15 protein-coding genes and 2 tRNA genes are annotated in these 15,547 nt (G+C 46.9%); 8 read left to right on the top strand and 9 right to left on the bottom strand.

Annotated features, from left to right (window positions below; translation table 11 throughout):
• Positions 1-110: 110 nt before the first annotated feature.
• Positions 111-656, top strand: coding sequence for a molybdopterin-guanine dinucleotide biosynthesis protein B (mobB, locus tag J3U76_RS09135; RefSeq protein ID WP_208005661.1), 546 nt, complete (start codon positions 111-113; stop codon positions 654-656).
• Here the strand turns inward: mobB and J3U76_RS09130 are convergent.
• The 3 genes from J3U76_RS09130 to J3U76_RS09120 all read right to left on the bottom strand — a co-directional run bounded on the left by J3U76_RS09130 (position 607) and on the right by J3U76_RS09120 (position 2,268).
• Positions 607-1,185 carry a peptide-methionine (S)-S-oxide reductase MsrA gene (locus tag J3U76_RS09130; protein WP_341534329.1) on the bottom strand — a complete coding sequence of 193 codons (579 nt, stop codon included), beginning with the start codon at positions 1,183-1,185 and terminating at the stop codon, positions 607-609. The two genes, mobB and J3U76_RS09130, sit on opposite strands and share 50 nt — an antisense overlap.
• Before the next feature lie 9 nt (positions 1,186-1,194).
• Complete coding sequence (locus J3U76_RS09125) at positions 1,195-1,590, bottom strand: septal ring lytic transglycosylase RlpA family protein (RefSeq protein WP_341534328.1); 396 nt, start codon at positions 1,588-1,590, stop codon at positions 1,195-1,197.
• 93 nt (positions 1,591-1,683) lie between these two features.
• Positions 1,684-2,268: an acyl-CoA thioesterase gene (locus J3U76_RS09120; protein ID WP_208005659.1), complete on the bottom strand. Its 585-nt coding sequence runs from the start codon at positions 2,266-2,268 to the stop codon at positions 1,684-1,686.
• Between the two features lie 540 nt (positions 2,269-2,808).
• On the opposite strand from J3U76_RS09120, the gene J3U76_RS09115 reads away from it, so the two are divergent.
• Entirely contained in the window at positions 2,809-4,188 is a 1,380-nt protein-coding gene (locus tag J3U76_RS09115) for a DEAD/DEAH box helicase (protein ID WP_208005658.1), read from the top strand.
• A gap of 595 nt (positions 4,189-4,783) precedes the next feature.
• On the opposite strand, the gene J3U76_RS09110 is transcribed toward J3U76_RS09115, so the two are convergent.
• From J3U76_RS09110 to J3U76_RS09100, 3 genes are all read right to left on the bottom strand, one after another.
• Positions 4,784-5,152 (bottom strand): diacylglycerol kinase, encoded by a 369-nt coding sequence (locus tag J3U76_RS09110; protein WP_208005657.1) that lies wholly within the window; start codon positions 5,150-5,152, stop codon positions 4,784-4,786.
• Complete coding sequence (gene lpxH, locus J3U76_RS09105) at positions 5,149-5,937, bottom strand: UDP-2,3-diacylglucosamine diphosphatase (RefSeq protein WP_208005656.1); 789 nt, start codon at positions 5,935-5,937, stop codon at positions 5,149-5,151. Before lpxH ends, J3U76_RS09110 begins: the two co-directional genes overlap by 4 nt.
• A 73-nt stretch (positions 5,938-6,010) precedes the next feature.
• A complete protein-coding gene (locus J3U76_RS09100; protein WP_208005655.1) occupies positions 6,011-6,508 on the bottom strand; it encodes a peptidylprolyl isomerase in 498 nt (165 codons plus the stop codon).
• 160 nt (positions 6,509-6,668) lie between these two features.
• On the opposite strand from J3U76_RS09100, the gene cysS reads away from it, so the two are divergent.
• From cysS to J3U76_RS09085, 3 genes are all read left to right on the top strand, one after another.
• Positions 6,669-8,048, top strand: a complete 1,380-nt coding sequence (cysS, locus tag J3U76_RS09095; protein WP_208005654.1) for a cysteine--tRNA ligase — start codon at positions 6,669-6,671, stop codon at positions 8,046-8,048.
• Between the two features lie 126 nt (positions 8,049-8,174).
• Complete coding sequence (locus J3U76_RS09090; protein WP_208005653.1) at positions 8,175-8,480, top strand: hypothetical protein; 306 nt, start codon at positions 8,175-8,177, stop codon at positions 8,478-8,480.
• Positions 8,481-9,257: 777 nt separating this feature from the next.
• The gene (locus J3U76_RS09085) at positions 9,258-9,608 is read left to right on the top strand and encodes a hypothetical protein (RefSeq protein WP_208005652.1); all 351 of its coding nucleotides are present in this window, start codon (positions 9,258-9,260) and stop codon (positions 9,606-9,608) included.
• Between the two features lie 830 nt (positions 9,609-10,438).
• Here the strand turns inward: J3U76_RS09085 and J3U76_RS09080 are convergent.
• Both J3U76_RS09080 and folD read right to left on the bottom strand, forming a co-directional pair.
• On the bottom strand, positions 10,439-11,260 hold the full coding sequence (locus J3U76_RS09080) for an ion transporter (RefSeq protein ID WP_208005651.1): 822 nt from the start codon (positions 11,258-11,260) through the stop codon (positions 10,439-10,441).
• A gap of 126 nt (positions 11,261-11,386) precedes the next feature.
• Positions 11,387-12,247: a bifunctional methylenetetrahydrofolate dehydrogenase/methenyltetrahydrofolate cyclohydrolase FolD gene (gene folD, locus J3U76_RS09075; RefSeq protein ID WP_208005650.1), complete on the bottom strand. Its 861-nt coding sequence runs from the start codon at positions 12,245-12,247 to the stop codon at positions 11,387-11,389.
• A 240-nt stretch (positions 12,248-12,487) separates the two neighbouring features.
• Here folD and J3U76_RS09070 point away from each other — a divergent pair.
• From J3U76_RS09070 to xthA, 3 genes are all read left to right on the top strand, one after another.
• Positions 12,488-12,564: transfer RNA gene (locus J3U76_RS09070), tRNA-Arg, on the top strand.
• A gap of 6 nt (positions 12,565-12,570) precedes the next feature.
• Positions 12,571-12,646 (top strand) — tRNA-His (locus J3U76_RS09065).
• Between the two features lie 398 nt (positions 12,647-13,044).
• Positions 13,045-13,851 (top strand): exodeoxyribonuclease III, encoded by an 807-nt coding sequence (gene xthA / locus J3U76_RS09060; protein WP_208005649.1) that lies wholly within the window; start codon positions 13,045-13,047, stop codon positions 13,849-13,851.
• 364 nt (positions 13,852-14,215) lie between these two features.
• Here the strand turns inward: xthA and tilS are convergent, their stop codons facing one another.
• Complete coding sequence (gene tilS / locus J3U76_RS09055) at positions 14,216-15,547, bottom strand: tRNA lysidine(34) synthetase TilS (protein WP_208005648.1); 1,332 nt, start codon at positions 15,545-15,547, stop codon at positions 14,216-14,218.

Genomic DNA, 15,547 nt, shown 5'->3' with positions numbered 1-15,547 from the left:
AAAAAGGCGCTAAAGGCATATTTTTCAAATAATATACCTTTATTATTGGCAATAAAGCACCGCATACCGTCTATATTGCCCTTATGTTAGTCTTTTTACTTGGAGCAATTATGTGCGTATCTTCTTCTGCCTACTCATTATTGGGCTTTGCAGGTTTTAGCGGCAGCGGAAAAACCACGCTATTACGTCAATTAGTCAGCTTGCTCGCTCAACGCCAATTACGCGTCGGTATTATCAAGCATACCCACCACGATGTAGAGCAAGACATACCCGGCAAAGACAGTTATGAGCTACGCCATGCCGGCGCCAGCCAGTGTTTATTGGCAGGGCCACAACGCAGCATACTGACCTATGAAAATCCTCAACAACAAGAGCCTAACTTAGCTGAGTCGTTGGCGCGCCTAAGCACAAACCAGCTTGATTTAGTACTTGTTGAGGGCTTTCGTGATGCAGCTATCCAAAAAATAGAAATACACAGACCCAGTTATCACAAACCCTTACTTTGTCTACAAGACCCGCATATTTTAGCGGTAGCTACCGATGATCTCCACTTAACCGCTCCGGTATCGTTACTAGACTTAAATAATGCTAACGCCATTGCCGATACTATTGTGCAGTGGTGGCAAGCGGGGCTCTTGCGCGTAGCCGCGCGTTAATATAACGCTCACTAGGATAGCCACACATTGGTCGGTAACCGCCATACAATACCGGGTGCTTTTGGTAATATTGCTGGTGGCGCTCGTCGGCCTGCATAAAGATATTGGCAGGTAAGATACGCGTTTTAACCCTGTTGTTTTGCGCAAGTGCAATTTGAGCTCGGCTTTGCTGAGCAAGCCGACGTTGAAAGGCAGTTTGCACATAAATAGCAGGGCTGTATTCTCGCCCCCTATCACAATACTGCCCTTTACCGTCAAAGGGATCGATAGCAGCCCAATATAAAGTGAGGAGTTCACCATAATTAATCTGTTGCGCGTCATACTCGACACGTACAGCTTGGCGACGAGAGGCACGATTATCGGTTTTCACCCAGCCAGCAGTCACTTCAGTAACGCCTAAACGAGAAGCAAACAGTGCTTCCATCACCCAAAAGCTTCCCCCTGCAAATACCGCTTGTGCCGCTGATACTGACAAAGGAAAAACGAGTAACGCACTCAATAGCACAGGTTTTATGTTTTTTATGAGCACGTGCTTCATCTACCTTAAACGCTCTACTTTTACTTTTACCACACCAGCACGGATCATCTTAAGTTGACGAGCCGCCTGTTCAGATAAATCAATAATACGGCCCTTAGCATAAGGGCCCCTATCATTAATACGCACCACCACCGACTTATTATTGTTCAAATTAGTCACTCTAACCTGAGTGCCAAATGGCAAAGTACGGTGAGCGGCTGTAAGTATATTTTTATTAAAAATCTCACCACTGGCGGTTTTTCGACCATGAAAGCGACCACCATAATAAGAGGCCTTACCCTGCTGTGAGCTCACCACGGCTAACGTTCCTACCGTACTTGCAGAGCTTGGTACGCTGGTACAAGACTGCAACAATACCAATAGCAATACACCAGTTATTTTTTTAACGAAAATCACATTACTCACCTCTTAATCATTCAAAGGGTGAAGCACACATGACCGAGAAATAACTGACTATGTCCAGCGTCACCCACTTTACTAATATTGCACTTAGCGGGCCGTCGTATTTTTATATGCCGACTCCTGTACCTGACAATTTTCACCGGTAAGCTCAGGGATGGCTTTACCCATATTCAGTGCCTTACCAATATCATCAATTTCTTGTTGGTGCGCACGGCGTAGCTTTTTACGCAGTTTACCCATCACAAAACGACGAATTTCATCCTCATCTTCCAATAACAAGCCCGCTACTTTAACCGGTTTACGGGTTTCTTCACTTAATGCCACCATGGTAAAGTAAGAGGTATTAGTGTGCTTGACTGTGCCTTCACGAAAGTTTTCTGACTCTACCTTAATGCCCACTTCCATCGAGCTGGTGCCGACATAGTTAACGGACGCATATAATGTTAGTAGGTCACCCACTTCTACCGGGTTCATAAAGTCCACCGAATCTACAGACGCGGTCACACTGTAGCCTTTGCAATGAGAGGCAGCACAGGTATATGCAATTTTATCCATCAAGCCCAAAATAACCCCACCGTGCACCTTGCCGCCAAAGTTGGCGTAAGAAGGCACCATCAACTCTTTAAGAATAACCTGAGACGACTTAACGGTACTAAACTGTGCTTCATTCATTACTTCACCTAATAATCAACGTTAAATGTAATATTTTATTATTGCTGTCAACCCGACTTTAGTCCAAGTCAAAGATTGATTTTGGCTGAGTATGCACTGACAGTAAACCAGAGATCAGCACTAAACTTGGGTATTTTTACCCTTTGCGACATGTATCATTTATTGAATGGCTTTTGCTTAGCTAAAAGCGTGTCTGCATTGAGATGTCTCAAGAGTAGCCTTACCAATAAACGCTCTTTTCAGCTCTTATCCCTATTTTTCCGTGCATCTCGTAAATAAAGAGTCGTGGATTCCGTTGCAAAAGCTTTTAAGACGTGCCGCTTCGCGCCACCAGTAACGGTAAAGTGGACAGGCTAAGATAAACCTGTAAAGAGTGAGGAGGACGATATTTAAAACAACAGCTGCGCCCCGCTTTAATCAGTTTGTTTTATCTCGCCCTCTTCACTCTTCACCCCTCACTCTTTACAAGCCTTATCAGTAAATTTCTTATACAATAGCGGCCATTTAATTTGTTAACTTTATCGCAAGCGGAGCAGTAACTTGGCGCAACAACCCGAACAGTTTAAAGATCTTGGTTTAGACAACCGTCTTATGGCCGCACTCGAACACCAAGGGTTACATACCCTCACAGAGATCCAAGACCAAGCGATCCCGGTAATATTAACCGGCCACGATCTTATTGCCTCCTCTAAAACAGGCTCAGGTAAAACCCTGGCCTTTTTGCTGCCCGCATTACAACGACTGATCAAAACCAAAGCACTGAGTAAGCGCGATCCTAGGGCCCTTATTTTAGCCCCTACTCGTGAGCTAGCTAAACAGGTATACGAACAACTGCGCTCACTCACCAGCAATAACAGCATCAATATTGCTCTATTACTGGGTGGCGAAAACTTTAACGACCAAATAAAGCTGCTGCGCAAACAGCCCCACGTTATCGTTGCCACCCCAGGTCGACTGGCTAACCACTTAACGTCACGCTCACTGATGCTTAATGGCCTAGAGCTACTTATTATGGATGAAGCCGATCGCATGCTCGACTTAGGGTTTGCCAAAGAGCTAAATCAAATTAATGACGCTGCCGATCATAGACGTCGCCAAACCTTAATGTTCTCGGCCACCCTCGATCATGCTCAAGTGAATGACATGGCCGACAAGCTACTGAAAGCGCCCAAGCGTATTGCCGTAGGGGCCGCTAATGCTGAGCACTTAGATATAGAGAAACGCTTCTATTTATGTGACCACCTCGATCACAAACAAGCCTTGCTACAACATATTTTAACGACTCAGTCTTACCAACAAGCGATTATTTTTACCGCCACTCGCGCCGACACCGAGCGCTTAGCCCGCTTGCTAGAAACCCACAACTTAAGCACAGCCGCCCTCAGTGGCGATATGAGCCAAGCTGAACGTAATCGCATTATGGACAGCTTTAGCCGTGGCCAACAAAAGGTATTAATTACCACAGATGTGGCCTCCCGCGGCTTAGATCTATTACAGGTCTCGTTAGTTGTTAACTTTGATATGCCCAAGCAGGCCGAAGAGTATGTACATCGCATTGGCCGTACTGGCCGAGCAGGCGCTAAAGGCTTAGCCCTCTCCTTAGTGGGCCCCAAAGATTGGGATGCCTTTAAGCGTGTAGAGCGCTTTTTGCAGCAAGACATTAGCTTTATGACCTTTGAAGGCTTAGTCGGTAAATTTAAAGGCATTAGACCTAACAAGAAAAAAGCCACCGCCAAGCCCGCAGCTAAAGGTAAAGGTAAAGGTTACCAAGGCAAAGGCGGCTCCAATGCTTATAAACCAGCTAAAAAGCAAGCAAAAACAGTAAAAGCCTTAAAAGATCGCAGTGATCGCTTAGCCCCCGGCACCGGCCTAGGATCCAACGACGGCATGGCCCCACCTAAACGTAAGAAGCCTAACTAAAACAAAGCGAAAAGATAGCTGAGAGCCTGAAGCTGGAAGAGAAGAGCTAGGTTGCCGCGCAACACGCGGTGAATGCCTTTGTAGGGTTGAATTTATTCGACCGTTTTTAAGACGTGCCGCTGCGCGACACCAGCCGGCTGAAGCGGCTTCTACCAGTAAAACGGTAAAGCGGACGGCCAAAACAAACCAGTGAGGGGTAAGGCGGACGATACTTAAAGCTAACCCAGTGCTCTCGTAGAGGCCGCTTCAGCTGGCCGATTTTGCATAGCAAAATTAAAATCTGGCTGTAAGATTGTAAAGAGGACGGGCTGAGATAAACCTGCAAGGGGTGAGGAGGACGTAATAAAAACCTTACACTATACCCTCGCCTGTTGAATGGATTGCCGCGTCGCTACGCTCCTCGCAATGACTGCATTTGGGTCATTGCGAGGCACGAAGCAATCCATCCTTCAGGCTCGTACCCTACCCAATCTAGATCTTCTCTTCCGGCTTCTAACTTCCCGCTTCAAGCTATCTTTTAGGTTTTATCTCGTCCTCTTCACTCCTCACCCCTTACAGCTTTTATCCGTGTATTCCGTGGTAGAGTGTTTGTCTATTAATTCAACCAATCTAAAAACACCAGCAGCCAGGTTAGGCCACACAACACTAAGGCGACCAATACCCCAGCAGAGCCAATGTCTTTGGCGCGGCCCGATAACTCATGAAACTCAGGGCCGATGCGGTCAACCACCGCCTCTATGGCAGAGTTAAATAGCTCTACAATAAGCACCAATAACATAGTCATCAGCAACAGCGCCTTGGCTAGCAGACTAATATTCCAGATCAAGACAATGGGCACTAATAGCACCAGCAACCAGCATTCTTGGCGAAATGCCGCTTCATGTTGATAGGCGGCTTTCAAGCCTTTAAATGAATAACCACAGGCGGCCACAATGCGCGCTAAACCGGTTTTACCTGGCTTCATGCTTCACCCTCACGTAACAGCTGTCTGCTTTGTAAATCACAGCCCTGTGGCGTTACTACCAACACACTGCCTTGGGTGTACCAATCTCCCAACACAATGCGTTTTGCTGCTTGCTCTTTTAAAGCAAGGGTATGAATATTGGGTCTGTGAGTATGGCCATGAATCAGCGTTTTTACCTTGTAGCGCTGCATTTGACGCACCACTTCAGCTTGGTTCACATCCATTACCTGCATCACTTTATCTTCTTTCGACTGAGCACTTTTACTGCGAATACCGTCAGCAATGTTCATGCGAAAACGTAAAGGTAACCGTAAAAACAACCACTGCAACCAGCCCCAACGGGTAATACGCCGATAACGCTGATAACCCGCATCATCAATGCACAAGGTATCACCGTGCATAATAAGCGTTGGCTCACCATATAAATCAATCACTTTATGTTCGGGTAATAAGCGCACATTGGCTTGTTTGGCAAAACGCCGCCCCACCATAAAATCACGATTACCGTGAATAAAATACACAGGTGTGCCTTGTGCCACACAGGCTTTAAACGCCGCCGCCACCTCATCATTTAAGGTACTGGGTTCATCATCACCAATAGAAAACTCAAATAAGTCTCCGAGTACATAAAGTGCCTCAGCGTGCACCGCTTCTTGTTGCATAAAGCGCATAAAAGCGGCAGTAATGTCTGGTCGAGCGGCACTTAAGTGCAAATCGGCAATAAATAGCGTGGTAGGGTTCAAGGCAGGCTCACATTTAAGAGGCGTAAATAAAGGCGCTAACATTAAGATAATGCCCGCTCACTGGCGGGCACTTTTACTAGCGTGCACCTTAATAACAAGGCATCACGGGTTCTAATTACTCAGTTACTGTGGTGCTGGTGATCAGAATGTCGTCTACGGGTACGTCTTGGTGTACATAACCACGGGTGCCAGTAGCCACACCTTTAATTTTGTTAACCACATCCATACCTTCTACCACTTCACCAAATACACAGTAACCGTAGCCCTGGGTAGTGGCAGACTTAAAGTTTAAGAAGTCGTTGTCGCCTACGTTAATAAAAAACTGAGCAGAGGCTGAATGCGGCTCAGAAGTACGCGCCATGGCAATGGCACCAATCTTGTTAGATAAGCCATTGTCTGCTTCATTTTTAATTGGCTCACGCGTTGGCTTTTCTACAAAATCGGCGTTAAAACCACCACCTTGGATCATAAAGCCGTCAATAACACGGTGAAACAAGACACCGTCGTAATGACCATCGCGGCAATATTGTAAAAAGTTAGCCACTGTTTCAGGAGCTTTATCAGCAAATAAATCTAAGGTGATGTCACCATGAGTTGTATGCAAAGTAACCATAATTAATATCCAGTATCCAAAATAAACCGATTTAGGTGGTGATTTTAACGCAAGCAGGCCCATTAGCGAACCCCTAGAGCAGCAAGGCTTGCACCAAATAGCCATTAAAGGTTCAATAGTAGTGTATTTACCCCTTACACTCTGACCAAGATGCGACAACATGCTGAAAATCTATAATACCCTGACCCGACAAAAAGAAGTATTCACCCCTTTAGAGGCCGGCAAGGTCGGCATGTACGTGTGTGGCGTCACCATTTACGACTTATGCCATATTGGCCATGGCCGTACTTTTGTCGCCTTTGATGTAGTAACCCGTTATTTACGCTATCTTGGCTACGATCTTACCTTTGTGCGTAATATCACCGATATTGACGATAAAATTATTAAACGTGCCGCAGAAAACGGCGAAAGCTGCGATGCGCTCACCGAGCGTCTTACCGCCGATATGCACCAAGACTTTGATAATTTGCAGATTGCTCGCCCCGATATTGAGCCTAAAGCCACGCAACATATTCCAGAAATCATTGCCATGGTACAAACCCTGATCGATGACGGTCACGCCTATGTAGCAGACAATGGCGATGTTTTGTTTGAAGTCAGCAGCTTTAAAGACTACGGCAAATTATCGGGCCAAGATTTAGAGCAACTACAAGCCGGTGCGCGTGTAGAAGTCGAGCACAGCAAACGCAGCCCGCTCGACTTTGTATTGTGGAAGCAATCAAAGCCCGGTGAGCCCAGCTGGGAGTCGCCTTGGGGGCTAGGCCGCCCAGGTTGGCACATTGAGTGCTCGGCCATGAACGGCAAACACCTAGGTAAGCATTTCGATATTCACGGTGGCGGCTCAGATTTACAGTTTCCGCATCACGAAAACGAAATAGCGCAAAGCTGCTGCGCCAACCACACGCCCTATGTTAATACCTGGATGCATTCGGGCATGGTGATGGTCGATCAAGAAAAAATGTCTAAATCACTGGGCAACTTCTTCACCATTCGTGATGTACTTGAGCACTTTGATGGCGAAACCGTGCGTTATTTCTTGTTATCTGGCCATTATCGCAGCCAACTTAACTACTCAGACGACAACTTAAATAAAGCTCACAGTGCATTAGAGCGTTTTTATACCGCGCTGCGTGACCTCCCCACTGTGCCGGCCGCCGGTGGTGAAGAGTTTGTTGAGCGCTTTAAAGCCGCCATGAACGATGACTTTAATACCCCAGAAGCCTATTCTGCGCTGTTTGATCTAACCCGCGAAATTAATCGCCTCAAAGGCAAAGATGATACCGCCGCCGCCGGCCTTGCCGCACGCTTGCGTGAACTGGCGAATGTATTGGGCTTATTGCAGCAAGACCCAGAGGTGTTTTTGCGTGGCAACCAAGGGGACGAGCAAGAAGAAGCCGAAATAGAGCGACTAATACAGGCGCGTTTAGATGCTCGCCAAAGTAAAGACTGGGCCGCAGCAGATGCCGCCCGCGATCAACTCACCGCCATGGGCATAATGCTAGAAGACAGTGCCGAAGGCACCCGCTGGCGCCGTAAATAACCCGCCCTTAAGGCCAAGGTTAATAAATCTATATTGAAAAAAATATTGAGGGCACCATAATTGGTGCCCTCTTTTTTTAATCTGCTTATCAATTGGCATTCAATATTCCAAACAAGGAGACACCCGATGCGCACCATCACGGCCAGCTTAGTACTCACCGCCCTACTGGGCCTCACCGCCTGCGAGCCTCAAGGTCCTGCCTCAGACATTGGCGATAACATTGATGAAGTGATGGACAATCAAACGACCCAAAGCACTCAAACATCCCAGAACACTCAGCTTAATAATGTTAATGGCGATCACGCCAGCGCCCCAGAGCCTAAAGTAATAGAGCAGCAAAAAGAGCAACTTGAGGTGGTCACCAAAGAAGCGTCACAAGAAGCCGAACAACGCCTTAATGAAATTCTAGAAGAAACCCTAGAACAGCCTTGATAAAGGCAATGTTGGATTTTTAATGTTGGATGTTGGATGTTGAATGTTGAATGTTGGATTAACTGACTGACGTCCGATACCAAGCTAAAAGAGAAGACCCCAGTCAATCAGTTTGGGCTGTTTTTTGTAGGGGCGAATTTATTCGCACAAAAACCATGACGCCCTTAAAAACGGTCGAATAAATTCGACCCTACGAAAAGCCGGTGCCCCCCTTGGTCATTGCGAGGAGCGTAGCGACGTGGCAATCCTCGCAATGACCCCAAGAACAGTGTTGAATGTTAGATTTTGAATGTTGAATTAAACAGACAAACACTCAACCCCTTGCAACGAATTATCATAGTAAATGCCAAGTACACTGTCTTATAAGCTTTGTATTTGCTCTTACCATGAACAGTCTTTTTTAGATCTGATCCCTATTTTTTCGTGGATTTAGCGGGTTTCGTTGCAAAAAGGTCTGATCTTTTGACCTTCATTCAATATTGGCTTAAAAACAAGCGCCGCTGTTGTTGGCTGTCATTGCGAGCGCAGCGTAAAGCATATGGCTACCTGTTCTGTTCAATAATGACAAATTCCGTCATGTTTATGCTTTTATTTACCATTTATATACGACAACGGGCTTCTCAACTTTATATTAGTGTCTGATAAATATCACTTTTATAAAAAAAGGTTTATTTTTATCTGACTAAAATCCTTGTTATCTCCCTCACAAATGCGTTATTAATAGTAAGGTACACACACGGCCTAACGTCGTAATGGATATTCAACGAGGAGTATGAAATGAAAAAGTCATGGATTAATGTATTACTATTGAGCTCTGTTACCGCCTTTGGCCTTGCTGCCTGTGATAATAAAGGGCCTGCCGAACAAGCCGGTGAACAATTAGACGAGTCAGTTGAGCAGGTTCAAGAAAAAAGCCAAGAGTTGGCTGACGAAGCTAAAGAAGAGTTAGGTGTTGAAGAAAAAGGTACATTAGAAAAAGTAGGTGAGTCGCTCGATGAAACCGCCACTAATATTAAAGAAGGCACCAGCGAACAGCTAGATAAAGCCGGCGACGCTATTGATGATGCCGCTAATGCCACTAGCCAAAAAATTGATGAGCTAACGCAAGACAACGAACAAAATAATTAATATAACAATGATAAAAATACCGAGCTTAATCGCTCGGTATTTTTTATGTAAATGTACGCTTTACGCGAGACTAGGCGCTGTGTGTCTTCTTTAAGCTTGGTGCCAGCCTAAGGTCGAATGAATTCGACCCTACGAAAAGCCGGAGCCACCCTTTGGTCATTGCGAGGAGCGCAGCGACGCGGCAATCTATGTTTGGAGCAGTACGGGCCTGAAGAATGGATTGCTTCGTACCTCGCAATGACCTAAATGTCGTCATTGCGAGGAGCACAGCGACGCGGCAATCCAGTTAACAGATAGTAATAAGCTTGAAGCTAGAAGCCGGAAGTAAAAACAAAAATGCCTCTGTGTTTTTGCTTAGCTTACCGCTTCCAGCTCTCAGCTTCCGGCTTTCTCTACGCTTGACGCCGAACGCGATACGAACAAACCGTGTTTTCTTTAACGTAAGGCGCGCAGCGTTAGATTTAGCGCTTTGGTTTGGAATGGATTGCTTCGTACCTCGCAATGACCTAAATGTCGTCATTGCGAGGAGCGCAGCGACGCGGCAATCCAGTTAACAGATAGTAATAAGCTTGAAGCTAGAAGTAAAAACAAAAATGCCTCTGTGTTTTTGCTTAGCTTACCGCTTCCAGCTCTCAGCTTCCGGCTTTCTCTACGCTTTACGCTGAACGCGGTACGAAAAGTCCAACCCGTTTTACTTTTAACGTAGGCGTACAGCGACAGACGTTCCGCTCTCTTTTACCATGGATTGCTTCGTACCTCGCAATGACCGACATTTGGGGGTCTGACAGCTGATAGCTTACGGCTGACAGCTCCCCGAATGGGGCGCTGCACTACTCTTCTGCTTTGGGCTCCATAGCGCCGCCGCAATATTTGCAATAATCCGCATCTTGATCGTGACCCGACTTATCGCATAACGGGCAATGGCGCATATTATATTCACGACGCATCTCTCGCCCCAGCTCAGCACTTAAAATACCCGTAGGCACCGCAATAATGGCATACCCCATTAACATGGTTACCGCAGCAATACCCTGCCCTAAAGGAGTTTGCGGAGTAATATCGCCAAAGCCAACCGTGGTAATAGTGACTATCGCCCAATAGATGCTCACCGGAATACTGGTAAAGCCATGTTCAGGCCCCTCTACTGCATATAGCAAAGAGCCAAATAGCGTGACCAAAATAAACAGGCTACTAAAAAACACCATAATTTTACGGCGACTTTGATTTAATGAACGCAACAATACATTGGCTTCATTCGCATAACGAATTAACTTTAAAATACGAAAAATTCGCAGTACTCGAAGCAATCGCACCATCAATAAAAAGCTAAGGCCAGGAATAAATATAGATAAGTATGTTGGCATAACAGCTAAGGCGTCAATAATACCGTAAAAACTGCGTATATATGCAAGTCTATTTTGTGCGCAATAGATTCTTACGCCATATTCTAAAGTAAAAAGTAACGTAAACAGCCATTCCAGCACATATAAGCTGCCCCCAATATGCGCCCGTACCGAACTCATAGAGTCTAGCAGTAGCACAATAATAGAGAGCAAAATAACAACAATTAGTGCTAAGTCAAAACGGCGGCCCGCTGGGGTCTCGGTACCAAATATAACAGAATACAACACCTCTTTACTGGGCCACGGCATAGACTGTCCTTATCAAGTGAAGGTAAAGAGTTTCTCGCCATACAATTTTGCAACAAGAGAGCTGAATGACCGACTCACTCAGTGTTTTCTTTCAGCCCTCAGTTTACAGCTTAGCTTAAAAAGTGATTATTGCTCTTGGTGATAGCGCTCACAGGCAAGCAGGGTATTTTCTATTAATGAGGCCACCGTCATTGGCCCCACACCACCGGGTACAGGCGTAATATAAGCGGCACGCTCAGCAGCCACGGCATACTCCACATCGCCCACTAAGCTACCGTCTTCTTGGCGGTTAATGCCCACATCAATAACTACGGCACCAGGCTTAATCCAGTGGCCTGGAATAAAGTGCGGTTTACCTACCGCCACTACCAATAAGTCAGCTTCTTCTACTTTAGCTTGTAGATCTTCGGTAAAGCGATGACAGGTGGTGGTGGTACAGCCCGCCAGTAATAACTCCAGGGTCATAGGGCGGCCCACAATATTAGAAGCTCCCACTACAACGGCATTCAGCCCGTGGGTTTTAATGTGGCTGCGCTCAAGCAAGGTAATAATGCCTTTAGGCGTACAGGGGCGCAATGCCGGAATACGCTGTGCTAAACGGCCTATATTGTAAGGGTGAAAGCCGTCCACATCTTTATGCGGGTGAATACGTTCAATAACCACAGTACTATCAATATGATTTGGCAGGGGTAACTGCACTAAAATACCGTCTATGGTGTTATCGGCATTTAATTCATCAATTAATGTTAATAACTCTTGTTCTGTGGCCTCTTTAGCCAAGTCATAAGACTTAGAAATAAATCCTACTTCTTCACAAGCTCGGCGTTTACTGCCTACATATACTTGCGAGGCAGGGTTGGCCCCCACCAATATTACCGCCAAACCTGGGGCGCGTTTTCCCGCTTGCGTGCGTTCGGCTACTTTTTCGGCCACTTGATTACGTACCGCTTGTGCTATCGCTTTTCCATCGATTATTTGAGCTGACATCTGCGTTGATTCTCACCTTTATTAAAGTGCGGTAATTGTCTCATTTTTTAGCCACTTTAGTAATCCTTCATGATTTATGCTGCTGCCTTTTTCAACGATCACCCATAAATGATGATCACAACTAAGTTGTACCAGACAAAGCCGTTGACCCACGCAGGGCAAATGGGTATTATCCTGCCCCGTTAGCGCAAATGAATACAGCCCAATTGGGTTTTATCTTGTGCAAGCAAATGTAGTACGGCGCCCTTAGCTCAGCTGGATAGAGCACCCGCCTTCTAAGCGGGTGGCCGCAGGTTCAAGTCCTGCAGGGCGCGCCATCTTTGGTGATCGTAGCTCAGTTGGTAGAGTCCCGGATTGTGATTCCGGTTGTCGCGGGTTCGAGCCCCGTCGGTCACCCCATATTGAAGTAGCAGCCAACAGCGTAAAGCTGGGTGCTAAAAAAATACCGAGTCAGCTGACTCGGTATTTTTTTGCCTGCAATTTAGAGAAGACAAAGGCGATGTTCGGTGAATGTTGAATGTTGAATTAAGTTCAAAAACAGACACTCACCCCTTTGGCAACGGAAGAACACGGAAACCACGGAAAAATAGGGTGCTATTGGTAAAGAGTGAGGGGTGAGGAGAACAAGATAAAACTTTCTTGCCCCGCAAGATTGTCATTTAAGTGTCGTCCTCCTTACCCCTTACCGGTTTATCTCTGCCAGTCCGCTTCACCAAGCTTAGCGCTTCGCGCTGCTTTATTTGTTAACATAGCGGGTTATTGATCACCTTAATTTATAGACTTTGACTGGGCAAAAAATGAAAGTTATTTCTTTTAATATCAATGGCCTTCGGGCGCGTTTACATCAACTACAAGCCATTATTGATAAGCATCAACCCGATGTAATTGGCTTACAAGAAATCAAAGTACACGATGAAGCCTTCCCCCTAGAGGCGGTAGCAGCCATGGGGTATCACGTGTATTTTCATGGTCAAAAAGCCCACTATGGCGTAGCCATATTAAGCAAGCAGCCCGCTCTTGAAGTCCGTAAGGGGTTTCCGGGTGACGAAGAAGATGCCCAGCGCCGCATGATTATGGGCCGTTTTGCCCGCCCCGATGGCAGTGAAGTGACCATTTTAAATGGCTACTTTCCGCAAGGCGAAAACCGCAAGCACGAGACTAAGTTTCCGGCTAAAAAACGCTTTTATGAAGACTTACAAGCCTATCTCACTGAATATCATCAGCCTACTGAGGCCGTGATTGTAATGGGTGATGTGAATATTTCCCACACCGATCTCGATATCGGCATTGGTGAGCCAAATCGCAAACGCTGGCTGCGGGATCAAAAGTGTTCGTTTTTGCCAGAAGAGCGCGAGTGGATGGAGCGTCTCTTAAGCTGGGGCTTAACCGACACTTGGCGCTTACAGCACCCCACCACCACAGATCAGTACTCATGGTTTGATTATCGCAGCCGCGGCTTCGACGATAACCGCGGTTTACGTATCGATCTCGTACTCGCCACTCAACCACTTATTGAGCAGCTAGTTGAAACCGGCATCGATTACGAGTTACGCGGCATAGAAAAACCCTCCGACCACGCCCCCATCTGGGCAAGCTTTAAGTAAGCAACAAAGCGGGATTGGGGAATAGGGATTAGGGAATAGGGAATAGGCGCTGTTTTTAGTCATTGCGAGGAGTGCAACGACGCGGCAATCCATCGTATAGACAGCCATACGCTTTACGCTGACCGCGGTACGAAAAAGCCAAACCGGTGTTTTTTGGTTTGATCTTTTGTAGGGGGCGAATTTATTCGCACAAAAACCATGGTACGGCTTAAAATCGGTCGAATGAATTCGACCCTACGAAAAGCCAGAGCCACTCTTTGGCCATTGCGAGGAGTGCAACGACGCGGCAATCCACTTTACAGACGGCCATACGTTTTACGCCAAGCGCTATTTTCTTTAACTGACAGCTGATAGCTGATAGCTTTCAGCTGACAGCTCCCCGAAGGGGCGCTGGGCGCTGCCACTCTATTTTCCAGCCGGCTTGGTTGGGCTTAGCTTGATAGGCTTGGCAGGTAAATAATCCGGCCACCGCCACTAGGCTGTCACCTTGCATCACTAACCCCATAGAAGCTCTTTGCCAAGGCGCAATGGCATATTCCTGCCATAGCTTTTTAAGGGGGCGTGATCCTGCGCGGCCAGTAGGCTGAGCGCGTAATCCGCTGCGATTAAACACTAATTGCAGTGAATCTATCTCCACATCAGCGGCTAAATCAGCGTGTTCAGGCACCCAGCTTATCTTTAATTGCCCAACCCCGGCATCCAGCCATTGCTCTGCCACCAAGCGAGGTAATTCAATGGGTTCAGCCGCTGTTATGGGGACATATAAAGCACCTTGATAGCGCTGCACCGTCTGCTGACCAATACGCACCTGAGGGCTGGCATCAGCTCGTGCAAGAGCCAGCTCTTGCCAAATGGCCTGTAGCTGGCGTCGACTAGGATAAAGGCCTTGGCGGTGTAACCAATAGCGCAATGCATTCTGTCGGCGAGCTGTGCTTAATAGCTGCAAGCCAGCCACTAACAGCCCACCTTGGTTATTCAATAATTGCGCTAAGTCTTGCTCGGCTATCTCTTCAGCTAAGTCTGCCTGCTCGGCACACAACTCGGCACTGCGCGCTAAGGTGGTGGTAACGGATGGCCATTTTTGTGTAAGTATTGGCATAATACGATTGCGTAAAAAATTACGATCAAAGGCGTTGTCGCTATTACTCGGATCTTCTACCCAATCTAACCCCTGCTCATGGGCATAGGCTTCTAGCTGAGAGCGCGAACAAGACAATAATGGCCGCCATTGCTGGGCATGCCCGATATTTTTTTTAACCGGCATCGCCGCCAAGCCTGCCACCCCTGCCCCGCGCTTTAGCGCCAGCAATAAGGTTTCTGCCTGATCATCTAAATGATGACCGGTTAGCAATATTTCATTGGCTGCTAGGCGCTCACTAAATGCCTGATAACGCGCACTGCGCGCCGCCGCCTCTAGGCTCACTCTGGGCCCCAGTTGCACTTGAACTGTGATTGTCTGGCAACTGACCCCCAACGCATTCGCCACTTGCGCACAATGTGCCGGCCAGTCATCCGCCGCTGCCTGCAAGCCATGCGCAATATAAATGGCCCGTAACGACACCCCTTGCTCTTTTGCCAAACGCGCCGCCAGCGCCAGCAACACAGTCGAATCTAGCCCACCGCTAAAGCCCACCACCAAGGCATGTTTAGGTGTTAACCCACTCATCTGCCGACTAAAAACTGAGTATAAATCCAT

The organism is Oceanisphaera pacifica, assembly GCF_017498065.1.
Taxonomy (GTDB): Bacteria; Pseudomonadota; Gammaproteobacteria; order Enterobacterales; family Aeromonadaceae; genus Oceanimonas; species Oceanimonas pacifica.
This window is presented reverse-complemented; position numbering and strand designations above follow the sequence as displayed.

What these genes read in the sequence shown, in the direction of transcription:
- mobB (WP_208005661.1), top strand. Translation starts at nt 111, where the DNA reads ATGTGCGTATCTTCTTCTGCCTACTCATTATTGGGCTTTGCAGGTTTT.
- J3U76_RS09120 (WP_208005659.1), bottom strand. Translation starts at nt 2,268, where the DNA reads ATGAATGAAGCACAGTTTAGTACCGTTAAGTCGTCTCAGGTTATTCTT.
- J3U76_RS09110 (WP_208005657.1), bottom strand. Translation starts at nt 5,152, where the DNA reads ATGAAGCCAGGTAAAACCGGTTTAGCGCGCATTGTGGCCGCCTGTGGT.
- lpxH (WP_208005656.1), bottom strand. Translation starts at nt 5,937, where the DNA reads ATGTTAGCGCCTTTATTTACGCCTCTTAAATGTGAGCCTGCCTTGAAC.
- J3U76_RS09100 (WP_208005655.1), bottom strand. Translation starts at nt 6,508, where the DNA reads ATGGTTACTTTGCATACAACTCATGGTGACATCACCTTAGATTTATTT.
- cysS (WP_208005654.1), top strand. Translation starts at nt 6,669, where the DNA reads ATGCTGAAAATCTATAATACCCTGACCCGACAAAAAGAAGTATTCACC.
- J3U76_RS09090 (WP_208005653.1), top strand. Translation starts at nt 8,175, where the DNA reads ATGCGCACCATCACGGCCAGCTTAGTACTCACCGCCCTACTGGGCCTC.
- J3U76_RS09085 (WP_208005652.1), top strand. Translation starts at nt 9,258, where the DNA reads ATGAAAAAGTCATGGATTAATGTATTACTATTGAGCTCTGTTACCGCC.
- J3U76_RS09080 (WP_208005651.1), bottom strand. Translation starts at nt 11,260, where the DNA reads ATGCCGTGGCCCAGTAAAGAGGTGTTGTATTCTGTTATATTTGGTACC.
- folD (WP_208005650.1), bottom strand. Translation starts at nt 12,247, where the DNA reads ATGTCAGCTCAAATAATCGATGGAAAAGCGATAGCACAAGCGGTACGT.
- xthA (WP_208005649.1), top strand. Translation starts at nt 13,045, where the DNA reads ATGAAAGTTATTTCTTTTAATATCAATGGCCTTCGGGCGCGTTTACAT.
- tilS (WP_208005648.1), bottom strand. Translation starts at nt 15,547, where the DNA reads ATGGATTTATACTCAGTTTTTAGTCGGCAGATGAGTGGGTTAACACCT.